Origin of the sequence: Cytobacillus sp. FSL W8-0315, from assembly GCF_038002905.1 — a bacterium.
Lineage (GTDB): Bacteria > Bacillota > Bacilli > Bacillales > Cytobacillaceae > Cytobacillus > Cytobacillus pseudoceanisediminis.
Map to the genome: position 1 here is coordinate 3,904,679 of NZ_JBBOOC010000001.1, position 10,793 is coordinate 3,915,471.

Genomic DNA, 10,793 nt, shown 5'->3' on the forward strand with positions numbered 1-10,793 from the left:
TTCCTCAACTTTTATGTTTATGTTCCGAAATAATAAACGGGTGATAATATGTACGGCAGCATCGGCATGAACTTAAAGGTACTCCGATTAAGGAATCGGCTAAAACAAAATGAGGTAGCAAGAAAAACTGGCATAAGTGTATATTTAATTAGCCATTACGAACGAAATGAAATGATACCAAATGAGGAAAAGATTAAGAAGCTTGCAGAGTTTTACGGAGTTACCGTGGATGAAATTACTGAGGAAAGTACTTAAAGCCCCTCTCGATTGAGAAGGGTTTTTTTATTATTAATTTAGTTGAATAATGTTGACCAGTTTAAAATATAATTTTAAAAATACATTGATTAACACCTAATCTGAATTCTAAGGTGCTGATGTCTTGTATAGGAATAAGAACGTAAATATAATACTTTTATTGCTAGCTATCTTACTTATCATCCTTATAGTTCATGCTATTATCCATGTGAAAATTTATATAGTTTATAGCGCAAACATTGGTTCAATCTTTATGATAGGTCTAATAATCTTTCTGATTATATATCTGTATTTAAAAGGTTAATAACTGTAGCAATTAAAGAAGCCCCTCTCAAATTGTTATGATCCCCTGATAGTAGACAGAAAAAAGAAAGCATACTAATCTGTCTACTATGGAGGGGATTTTTTTTATGGGAAAAATACGTAAAACATATGATATGAACTTTAAGAAAAAAGTTGTTGATCTTCATCTCAAAGATGGGATGGGTTATAACATAATAGCTAAAGAATTGAGTATCGATAAAAATCAAGTAAGGAGATGGGTTAACTATTTTAATGCGGAGGGGATTAAAGGGCTAGAGGATAAAAGAGGTAAGAGGAAAGGACCTGGTAAAGGTAGACCAAGAACTCGACCTGAAGATCAGGAAGTCAAAATTAAACGTCTTGAAGCTGAGAACGAAATGCTAAAAAAGCTCTTAAAGATGTGAAAGGGGGAATGAAAGAAGTATCCACACAAAAGAAATACCAGGTAATCAAAGAAATGTCCCAGGGGGACTATTCTATTGTATTGTTATGTAAGATCGCAGAAGTATCTAAAAGTGGCTATTACAAGTGGTTAAAACGACAAGAGTCACCCACTGAAAAGCAGTTAGAGGATGAAGAAATCAAAGAAAAAATCATGGAGTGCCATGAAAAACTTAAAGGGATATATGGGTATCGGCGAGTACAGATATGGTTAGAAAAAAACTACGAAACACATATAAATCACAAGCGTGTCCAGCGTCTTATGGGGGAATTGGGGATCAGGGCAGTCATCCGAATGAAGAAACCATATTACGGGAAGAAAGAAGCATACGTTGTTTCAGACAACTATCTTAATCGAAACTTTGTCGCTTCTAAACCTAATAAAAAATGGGTAACGGATGTTACTTATTTAATTTTTAATGGCCAAAAGCTGTATTTGTCCGCCATTTTAGACTTATACAATAATGAAATTGTTGCTTATCATGTTAGTCGGAGAAATGACCTGAAACTGGTTATCGATACCCTCAAAAAGGCAAAGAAAAAACGGAATGTAAAAGGAATCCTCCTGCATAGCGACCAGGGTTTCCAATATACATCCCGCCAATATAACAACCTAATTAAAAAATATCAAATGAAAGCGAGCATGTCTAGAAAAGGTAACTGTTGGGACAATGCTTGCATGGAAAACTTCTTTAGTCATTTTAAGACTGAATGTTTTTATCTATATTCATTCAAAACAGCTCAAGAGGTTAAAGACGCATTAAATCAATACATGAGGTTCTATAATCATCAACGTTTTCAAAAGAAATTGAATTACCTGAGCCCATATCAATACAGGACTCAGGCTGCATAATTGTGCATTTTTATTACTGTCTACTTGACGGGGGTCACTACAAATCGAAAAGGGCTTCTTTAATTTAAAATCCTTTTGATTTCAATACTGCCTGCAACTTCTTACGGGTATTAGGGCCATACACCCCATCCACTTCATATGGCAAATAAACCATCTGGAAGCGACTTAATGCATCTTTCGTTTTTGATCCGAATATCCCATCTGCAGTTCCACATTTGAAATAAATAGCGTTCAAAGCTCGCTGCAGCTTCTTTACATTCTCACCTTTATTTCCTTCGCTTAGAACTCCAGAAGGGAGTGGATACTTATAGGTTTCTTGTGCCTTTTTAGGTTTATCCTTTTTAGGCGTATAAGCATTCTTGGCTTTACCCAGATTGATCTTTTGACCAACTTTAAGCTTCTTAGGATCCACTCCTGGATTAGCTACAATTAAATCATTAACTGTGATGCCGTCAATATTATTAGCAAGCCCCCAGAAAGTATCTCCCTCCTGAATAACATATGTTTTTGGAGAAGTATTTGAGATGATTTCTCCATTAAGAAATGCAAACACCTTTTGATAATCAAATACACAGCATGCCTTCCAGGAGTAACCCGGCATTTCCTGGTGGGATTTATCTCGCTGACCGATGCCATCTCTGACAAGTGCCTCCTGCAGCTCATCAATAGTCGCCTTTGTGGCATCATCTAATTTTTCAGTTCGATAATCACCAGCAACACAGATACCAAGGGAAAATTGATTGCTGTCACCTACATGATAAGTGCGAAGGTTGATATCATTAGCATATACAATTCTGGCGCGTTTGCCTTTAGGTGTATACACTTTGTTTTTAGGTTCGATAACAAAGTGGTAGCCCACTCCAGGCCAACCTAATGAAACATGATAGTCAGCAAAACTCTCGGCGTCCGAACCGCCTAAATGGCTCAGTGTGAGTGAATGATGCCAAACACGATCAGTGATTTTCTTCGTTCTTTTTGAATATGAACCTTTACGGGGGAGTTTACCTCTTTTATCAACCAGCTGCGGCAATTTTTCAAATGCGTATGCCATACTAACCTCTCCTTTTATAAAAAAAAGCCGTCCATTAGGACGACTTTCTGATTATTAATGTAAATGTCTGATTGTTTACTGTAGAGTCAATACTTTCTACGAAATCATTTAGTAACTTTTGAGAATACAGGCATTCTTCTGGTGTTTCGAACCCTGTAATCCTTAAGCATTCAATTAATTTTTCGTTCATGTTAACACGATCAATCATTTCAGAATTTAAAAAAGCGTAATTAATGTCATCTTCATTTATAGGTCTTTGAACTCTAAAATCCCTTGTTCCCCCGTGCTCAACGACATAAAGAGTTATATCCCCATCCAATTCAATACCGCCGATGGCAAAAAACAAACGAAATTGATTAAATCTTTCTTCATTTGCAATCTGATTAATCTGATTAGCAATATCATTTAAATTATAACTACCTGCTGTGTATTCTACCTGGTTTATAAACTGCTCACAGATTTCCTTAGCACCGGCAAAAGCAATAAATTGATGAGGGCTAATTTGTTTAAACTTTTGAAAATCACTCTGTATCGGTTGACCCTCGTGGTTCGTTACTTGGCCGTCAGACATAACTGTTATAAAATTTTTTCTTGATATAATTGAAACAAAACTCAATGGTTCTCTCCCCTTTTTTAGGTTTATTATATCCTAGTAATAAAGAGGAGTTGAACATAACTTTAATAAATCACTAATATCTATTTTCCTTGTGAGAAGATTTATCTTTGGGTCGCCCTAAAGGGTAGCTTATTTTCCATCATCTTTAAATGCTTTTGTTGAATTGAACACTTTGCTTTCTCTCTTTAAAAGCCCCTGTGCTTGAAGAGCCTTTTTCTGCAGTTGAGACTTCTTACTGGTGTATGTGTTCTTCCACACAGCATAAAGGTTTACTGAAAGGGCAATGGCCGCTGATACCAATACGACAAACGCATTAATACTTGCTTCTGTAAACCATTCAAATGCGATTCCAACCGTAGACAAGAAAAAAAGAAGGGCAGTAAGGAACCCTCCTATAAGTGTTGCGATATCCTTATTCATTTTTAGCTTCCTCCCTTTAAAACGTTATAAAAAATAGCAATAGCCCCTCCAATAATACCGGTACTGATTGCTGTAATTATGGCTGCTGTTATTGTCCTTTTTATCCAGGTTGTATTTTCGTCAATTTTGCTCAGCTTTTCATTCATTGAAATGATTTGCTGATCATGGCGGTCAGAAGTTCTCTCCAATTTATTTACCCGCACCTCTAAAGCTTTGATATCACCCTTCATTTCAGTTATTTCTTTGTCATATGCATTCATTGCTGTCGCCTCCTGTGTCACTCACAATCCCCCCTTGAAGGCAAAATAAAAGCACTATTCGGCTTTTGTCACTGTATCTCATTCAATTTTCCACTGCCTTAAAATAGAAAAAGAGCCCAGAGGACTCTATTTGAACAAATTATAGTTTTACTCATGAACCCACATCCGTAAATCTAAATCTAGTCCAGTCTTTCTTTTGATATTAGAAATAGCAATTGCAATTCCCACACTAGTTAAACTTGAATTACATAATTTTGTATTATCCCATTTATGAAGGTATATTGGAAAGTTACCATAAGAACTTATTGTGGGCTTTATATCATCATCTATAAAATGAGATTCCCTATTTTCCATAATTGTTTTTGAAGTTGCTGACCCAATACTTATAGATAAACATCCTGAGTATTGAAGATGCTGATAGAAAATCTCATTATTTGGTATTTCTTCACTTTTTATTATTTCATTTATAGTATTATAAAAAGCAGCAAATGATATAGGCCTTACAAATACTAAATACCTGAACATAAAAATAAAGGACAAAACATCTATTTGTTTAATAGTCAATTTAGGAATGATCTCAAGAGCTTCATTTAACACTAATTTTACAAAAGACTCATTTTGATTTGTTGTTCTTTGAATTAATATGTCTACCAACAAATCTGAAATATCATTTTCGCCGCGCCTTGCATGACTTTTTTGAACTTCGTATATAGCATATCTAACATCTGGATCTACAGTATTTTCAACTGCCTCTGGAGATTCTTCCTCTAACTTTGTTAAATATTTATTAAGGACTTCCTCGGCGCGATCATTTACAAGTTTTTCAACTTTATCACCCAAATCATAGAAATTGCTTTTGAATACATCCATAGCAACTTGTCTAACTTGCAAATAGTCCAATCCACTCTGCTGATTTACAGTAACTTTATTTCCCTGTATATTTGTTGAATGATCACCAGAATTTATTTCTTTTTTATCACCCATCATTTTTTATCACCAATCGTAACAGTTACGTCATTACCACCTTGAATGTTATGTGAATTATCACCTGATGTAATAGTTTGGCTAGTTTTATCTTTATTCGTTTTTCTTTTTATAAGATATCCTAGTATGCCAAATACTGATACACCTATTCCACTAAAGATCCATTCTCTATTTTCAACTATCCAACTCATTATATATCCCCCCAACTTAGGAAATGTTATTTACATTTATGTTAAGGGGGAATGCTAAACTTGTCTATATTTACTCATACCTAATTAGAGGGTATTTTTCCTTTAATTCTTTTTTCTTGAAGCATTTTTTACATTTATGAATGAAATTTGCATATTTCTCATACATCTTGATTTCACCAGTTGCTTGCATTTCTCCAGCTTTACAATAATCACAAATATACTTGACACCAACTGGCTTAACGATAAATCTTTCTTCCATACATTAGACTCCTTATTAAGCAAAATAAAAAAGCCTTATTAGGCTCCTGTCTCTGCTGCTGGCAATTCTAATTTTTTAACTAATTTTACACGAACGACTTCTTTTAGAGCTGACAAAGATTCATTCCCTTGGTATTCCTCTCCAGTCAGTGGGATATAACCATTAAGATTGATTGCACCTTCTGGATCCCTGGCCTGGAATTGCACATGAACGGAAGCGACCCCACCATCAGCGTAACGGATATTAGTACCTGTAATTTGAATTTCTAACATTATTCTTTAGCTCCCTTTTCATTTTCTTGTTCCTCTTCTTCATCGACACCAAATTGCTCACAAAGATAATCGTAAACCTCTGATGCCTGGGCCTCATACTCTACATTCTCAAACTTTTTGAGCACATGTTTTATTGTACGAATCATTTCACGGTTATCACCACCTTCAATGACCAGTTTTTCAGTATTGAGTTCCTTCATGTCAGAAGAAAAAGCAACCATGTCTTTGATGTCAAATTGACCATCTTTCACGATTGCTTCTCCTTTTTCATCCTTATGAGAATGTTCCTTTGCCAGGGTCTTGCGGTCTTCCTCAACCCTTTTTAACCTTTCACTCATCTTTTCGATAAAGTGACGACGGAAACGTGAATGCTTCCTGGTTAATTTTAGGTCATACATAAAATTAATGGCTGCTACTAATTTACCGTTTTCAATTTCTACTCTCACGATTTTTCCTCCTATGCCGCATAAAATTGGTCTTCAAGACTTCTTACTCTCTGTTCCAGAAATTTTACTTTTTGACTTAAATATTGGTTTTCAATTTTTAGCCAGTTGATTTCATCAGCGTGAGTATCAAATTCTATAGCAAGCTGTTGAACACCGCGGACTAAATAAGTACTGAGTGCATACATCTCAATACTGTCTCCTGCCTCACCATGAAGTACCCTTGGAGTTTCATCAACCATTAGTCCGAGCTGCTTATGTTCCTTAAATTCATCACCTTTTACTCTATAAAGGTAGGTGTTTATGTTTCTAAGCACTGAAAGAGCATCTTCATCAAAAATCTCAATATCCGTTTTATTTTCACGTAAAGAAGTACCAGTTGGGAATGATGAGGCTCTCACTGGCACATAAGTAGTCGACTTGTATCTGGTTGCTCTAATTTCTGTATTGTGCTGGATATACGTTGCGTTTGAATCTGCTACCATACGGCCAATAGTTGTATCCACTTCTCCTACTCGAAGCAATTTCCAACCATGCATGTCTAAGTCCTGCCATGAATCATTTACAGTTGCTGCCACTGTAAATTTGGTAGTGGCTACTCCACCGCTACTTATGTTAGCAATCCCAACCGCCTGATAAGACCCTAAAATGAGATCATTCCCAGAAGAATGCCAGATTGCTGAATGATTATGAGTTTGATTGGTACCGAATCGAACTGCTTTTGGACCCATCCACAAATCTGAATAGGACCTAATATTTGCCCCATAGAATGTTGCATCCACATTAATTTTTACTTCATTCGGGTGAATAGAAAGCTTTGTATTAGCTACTCCTCCTGATTCAATATGAGCCAAACCAACAGACTGATAAGATGCTACAATCAGATCATCTCCAGCACTTTTATAAATGGAGGCATGGTTATGATTGTTATTTAACCCGAACCGTAAGGAATTGGAACCTACCCAGATATCAGAATTCATTCGAATTGGCAAATTCATATGAATTCCCTGAACGTTTCCGGCCATGTTAGTACCCGGATTTAATAGCATCATAGGTGTATAACCAACCGTGGAATTGACATAATGACCAAAGGATATATAACGATTTGCCTCCATGTTCATGGAGATTCCTTTAGTCACACTATCGCTCCATACCGTAGCTGCAAACATACCAATCTGCTGGGCATTAGATTGATCATAAAAGGTAAGATTTCCTTCCACTAAAGAAGCCCCCATAACGGTGTTTTTATATACATACAGCCCGTTATTATTCATCCGGATTTTGCTGTTAGCAATCGTAATCAGGTCAGTATTAATAGTGCCAGCCTTCAACTTGGTGACAGAGATATCCGCTATTTTGGCATCATCAACTGCAAGGTTAGCAATCTTGGCATTTGAAATAGCTGCATCTTGGATTTGAGCTGTACTTACCGCTAAATTAGCAATCTTGGCATTGGTCACAGAAGCATTCTCGAGAGCAGCAGTTCCTACTGCTAAATTAGTAATCTTAGTTTGGCCATTCGTGATATACACATCACCAACAAGATCAATCAGTCCTGCTTTAATTTTCACGGTACCTGGTTGCAGATTAATGGCCGCTATAACATCATCGCTGTTTACCTTTAATGAAATTTCAGTAGACATTACATTGATTGATGATTCTGCCTGTGACATTCTGCCGGTTAAGCTATCAACAGAAGTTTGAGAAGCCTTGAGTCCAATTTGAGTAGCGTTTTGATTTATTTTTGTTTCAGACGAAGAGAAACGAGTATTTATGTCTTCAACTGACGGTTCCCAATCGGTTGCCACGCTTCCTTTTTCTAGCTTCCAGTCTGTGATAAAAAAGCTTTTATACGTCCCATCTCCATTACTAATGCGGGGGTACATGTGAACCGCAACTGGATTACTATTAGATGCTATGAAAGTAAATTGATATTTCACCCATGCAGTTGTAATTAATTGACCAGAAAGGAAATTAGTGTTTCCACTACTGATATAAACAAAACCTAATGACAAGGCTTCACTTGCTTTTGCAAAAAATGAGAAAGTGTATTCCTGTCCCACTTCTAAATTATAGCCACTGGCTCCTAAGTAGATGATATTGTTGGACGATTCAAATACAAGCGCTTCTTTCCCTTCCTCGATACGAATAGCTGATGAATACGACGTGCGAACTAAATACCCTTGTCCTGATTGTTTTAACAAATTTCTACCGCCAATTTGCAATCCATCTAAATCAGCCCTTACCTCACTAACACTTGTAGCAATTCCATCTGCTTTTATATCAAGGCTGGCAATTTGACTTTTGGCTGAGCTTACTTCACCAGTTAAATCATTTATGTCTGCCTCCGTATTTGTAACACGCCCAGAAATACCATTAATGGATATATCCAATTCAGACATCTTGTTATTATAAGTCGTATTGGAGACCCGGTCATTTACTGAAGTGTCCACTTCGGATTTCGTGTAAACCTCTGTCTTTTCAGCTTTGGCGGAAATTTGCCCTGCCATGGCTGTTATAGTGGTTTGCTGCTGAGAGACAACACCATCTAAACTCGATAACTCAGAAATCGTAGTGGACAGGGAGCCATCAATGGTGTTGATATTTTGCTCAATGGTTGTGATTTTTCCGCCAGCAGCAGCAAGCCCAAGTTCGTTATCAGATACCCTCTGCAGAAGATTGCTAATTTCGGAATTTACATTGCCGATTCTAAAATTCAAATCAGCTTGAATGGCTTGTTCAGTTGCCAAAATTTCAGCATCTGTATATTGTTTGGCATCTGCCTGAATAGCATCCAGGGCTTCCTGCTTAATTTGTTCCAAATCAATTGACCCATCAGCAAGAATGCCTGCTGTCTTTGAAAGCTCCCGCAATTCAGCTGCAATTTCAGGGCCAAACAGAATGTCATCGGAAATAATCCGTGCAGTCTGTGCTGTGGCTTCATCTGAGAAGGGGCCAGCTACTCCATGCCTATTTACAGCCCTAACCTTGAAGTACCATTGCTGGTTGCTTTCGGCTCTATGGGTATACATCCCTGTGTTTCCCCGAAAGACAAGGTTTGATGAATCTGGAGTGAATCCCATTACCTGAGAAGCATAAACCTCATAATTTGCTATATATAGAGCTCCTAAGTAAAACCATTCAACAATAATAGATTTACTGGCTCCTGTAGCAACAAGATCAATAGGCTTAGGCGGAGTGATATTTTCTGTCTTGCCATCGGTTATAGGCTGTTCAATTTGATTCCAGATACCGCTTTTATTGTTAAGTTGGGCTTCTACTTGATCCAGCCTGTCATCATCGGAATACAGGTCAATATATTGCCCTAACTCCACCGTTCCGGTATTGTCCGGATCTGCCACATCATATTCGAAAGATATGACTCTTTGCTCAATCTCAATAGGATTGGCAAAAGAACGATCAATCGCAAAAGTAGTATCGCCCAAACGGACTTTTTCATGATCATATCCTGAAATTTTCTCCAATAAAAAAACATCCATTTCGTAATTGTGAAATTGATGTTTCTGCTGCTGGAGAGCTTCCCAGGTTTCCTGTAAAAGTACTGCAGGATCCTCTTGCTGTCCATTTTCATATAAACCTTTTCTGTGGCGCTTTGTTCCATCTCCATTTACCCGACCAAAAGCAGCAAGTGCTCCCGTGTCCCCAACCCATTCTTGACCTTTGGGCTTATTGACTGGATCACCATTTGCAACTTTCCATTCAATATCCGCAAAAGTGATCTTCCTGGTAAATCCCCCATTATCCGTTTCCAAGGAAGCTCCCCGGCCGTATAGTGCTGTTTTAGGATAAGATTGTACTTTATGAGATATGGAGATAATGTCCTTATCGATTTCCCAAATCTTCCCCGAGTCCTGCCCACGTCGAGGAAGGATATCAATATATCGCCCTACAATTTTATTATCCTCAATTTCTATCCGATCCCGTAACTCTCCACCCCAGGTATTGATGTTTTCCTGAATCGCTTCATTAACGCTGATATAGTAATAATTGATGGAGTTAATCCCAAGATCTGCAGAGATACCAGGATTCCAACGTGTGCCAGCTAATGCCCTGCTTTGAGCATCAGCAAGGGTGGTATTATACGGACGGACATCTTCAATCCATTCCTCATTGAGCTCGTTCATGGCCGGCTCACAAACGCAGCGAATTTGAGGACCGTCCAATCCGTTGGTTTGATCAGGTTCTTTAATGACGAAGAGTCGAAAATATCCATCCTTATCTAGAAAGGCCACCTGATTCTCGGCAACTAAATATTGTGAGTCCTCATGATCACCCTGAGCTACAAACTCGAAGAATGATCCCTGGTTTCTGACTTCTTTAAATGGAGCTGTCTTAAAGAAGCATGCATCCTCTGCTTCATTGGAAAGCACAGCTAACAAATTATCATCAGGATCAAAGATTAATAGTTCTGGCAAAATATCACC

Annotated in this window: 13 protein-coding genes; 3 read left to right on the top strand and 10 right to left on the bottom strand. The window is 37.5% G+C overall.

Translation table 11 applies throughout. From position 1 onward, the window contains the following. Positions 1 to 48: 48 nt before the first annotated feature. From MKY20_RS19955 to MKY20_RS19965, 3 genes are all read left to right on the top strand, one after another. The gene (locus tag MKY20_RS19955) at positions 49 to 255 is read left to right on the top strand and encodes a helix-turn-helix domain-containing protein (RefSeq protein ID WP_341002636.1); all 207 of its coding nucleotides are present in this window, start codon (positions 49 to 51) and stop codon (positions 253 to 255) included. 410 nt (positions 256 to 665) lie between these two features. Further along, complete coding sequence (locus MKY20_RS19960; RefSeq protein WP_009330603.1) at positions 666 to 962, top strand: helix-turn-helix domain-containing protein; 297 nt, start codon at positions 666 to 668, stop codon at positions 960 to 962. A gap of 8 nt (positions 963 to 970) precedes the next feature. After that, positions 971 to 1,852: an IS3 family transposase gene (locus MKY20_RS19965; protein ID WP_009336806.1), complete on the top strand. Its 882-nt coding sequence runs from the start codon at positions 971 to 973 to the stop codon at positions 1,850 to 1,852. 64 nt (positions 1,853 to 1,916) lie between these two features. Here the strand turns inward: MKY20_RS19965 and MKY20_RS19970 are convergent, their stop codons facing one another. From MKY20_RS19970 to MKY20_RS20015, 10 genes are all read right to left on the bottom strand, one after another. Continuing rightward, on the bottom strand, positions 1,917 to 2,903 hold the full coding sequence (locus MKY20_RS19970) for a peptidoglycan-binding protein (RefSeq protein WP_341002638.1): 987 nt from the start codon (positions 2,901 to 2,903) through the stop codon (positions 1,917 to 1,919). A gap of 34 nt (positions 2,904 to 2,937) precedes the next feature. Then, entirely contained in the window at positions 2,938 to 3,519 is a 582-nt protein-coding gene (locus MKY20_RS19975) for a hypothetical protein (protein ID WP_341002639.1), read from the bottom strand. A 129-nt stretch (positions 3,520 to 3,648) separates the two neighbouring features. After that, positions 3,649 to 3,939, bottom strand: coding sequence for a phage holin (locus MKY20_RS19980; RefSeq protein ID WP_341002641.1), 291 nt, complete (start codon positions 3,937 to 3,939; stop codon positions 3,649 to 3,651). Positions 3,940 to 3,941: 2 nt separating this feature from the next. Beyond that, positions 3,942 to 4,199 carry a hemolysin XhlA family protein gene (locus MKY20_RS19985; protein WP_341003397.1) on the bottom strand — a complete coding sequence of 86 codons (258 nt, stop codon included), beginning with the start codon at positions 4,197 to 4,199 and terminating at the stop codon, positions 3,942 to 3,944. Positions 4,200 to 4,346: 147 nt separating this feature from the next. After that, positions 4,347 to 5,186: an LPO_1073/Vpar_1526 family protein gene (locus tag MKY20_RS19990; RefSeq protein ID WP_341002643.1), complete on the bottom strand. Its 840-nt coding sequence runs from the start codon at positions 5,184 to 5,186 to the stop codon at positions 4,347 to 4,349. Continuing rightward, on the bottom strand, positions 5,183 to 5,374 hold the full coding sequence (locus MKY20_RS19995) for a hypothetical protein (protein ID WP_341002646.1): 192 nt from the start codon (positions 5,372 to 5,374) through the stop codon (positions 5,183 to 5,185). The genes MKY20_RS19990 and MKY20_RS19995 overlap by 4 nt, the downstream gene beginning before the upstream one ends. 70 nt (positions 5,375 to 5,444) lie before the next feature. Then, positions 5,445 to 5,633, bottom strand: a complete 189-nt coding sequence (locus MKY20_RS20000; protein WP_341002648.1) for a hypothetical protein — start codon at positions 5,631 to 5,633, stop codon at positions 5,445 to 5,447. Between the two features lie 38 nt (positions 5,634 to 5,671). Further along, on the bottom strand, positions 5,672 to 5,905 hold the full coding sequence (locus tag MKY20_RS20005; RefSeq protein WP_341002650.1) for a hypothetical protein: 234 nt from the start codon (positions 5,903 to 5,905) through the stop codon (positions 5,672 to 5,674). Continuing rightward, positions 5,905 to 6,351, bottom strand: coding sequence for a hypothetical protein (locus tag MKY20_RS20010; RefSeq protein WP_341002652.1), 447 nt, complete (start codon positions 6,349 to 6,351; stop codon positions 5,905 to 5,907). Before MKY20_RS20010 ends, MKY20_RS20005 begins: the two co-directional genes overlap by 1 nt. A gap of 11 nt (positions 6,352 to 6,362) precedes the next feature. Further along, positions 6,363 to 10,784, bottom strand: a complete 4,422-nt coding sequence (locus MKY20_RS20015) for a phage tail spike protein (protein WP_341002654.1) — start codon at positions 10,782 to 10,784, stop codon at positions 6,363 to 6,365. Positions 10,785 to 10,793: the final 9 nt, after the last annotated feature.

Coding starts and splice junctions, on each gene's coding strand:
- MKY20_RS19955 (WP_341002636.1), top strand. CDS start 49: ATGTACGGCAGCATCGGCATGAACTTAAAGGTACTCCGATTAAGGAAT.
- MKY20_RS19960 (WP_009330603.1), top strand. CDS start 666: ATGGGAAAAATACGTAAAACATATGATATGAACTTTAAGAAAAAAGTT.
- MKY20_RS19965 (WP_009336806.1), top strand. CDS start 971: ATGAAAGAAGTATCCACACAAAAGAAATACCAGGTAATCAAAGAAATG.
- MKY20_RS19970 (WP_341002638.1), bottom strand. CDS start 2,903: ATGGCATACGCATTTGAAAAATTGCCGCAGCTGGTTGATAAAAGAGGT.
- MKY20_RS19980 (WP_341002641.1), bottom strand. CDS start 3,939: ATGAATAAGGATATCGCAACACTTATAGGAGGGTTCCTTACTGCCCTT.
- MKY20_RS19985 (WP_341003397.1), bottom strand. CDS start 4,199: ATGAATGCATATGACAAAGAAATAACTGAAATGAAGGGTGATATCAAA.
- MKY20_RS19990 (WP_341002643.1), bottom strand. CDS start 5,186: ATGATGGGTGATAAAAAAGAAATAAATTCTGGTGATCATTCAACAAAT.
- MKY20_RS19995 (WP_341002646.1), bottom strand. CDS start 5,374: ATGAGTTGGATAGTTGAAAATAGAGAATGGATCTTTAGTGGAATAGGT.
- MKY20_RS20000 (WP_341002648.1), bottom strand. CDS start 5,633: ATGGAAGAAAGATTTATCGTTAAGCCAGTTGGTGTCAAGTATATTTGT.
- MKY20_RS20005 (WP_341002650.1), bottom strand. CDS start 5,905: ATGTTAGAAATTCAAATTACAGGTACTAATATCCGTTACGCTGATGGT.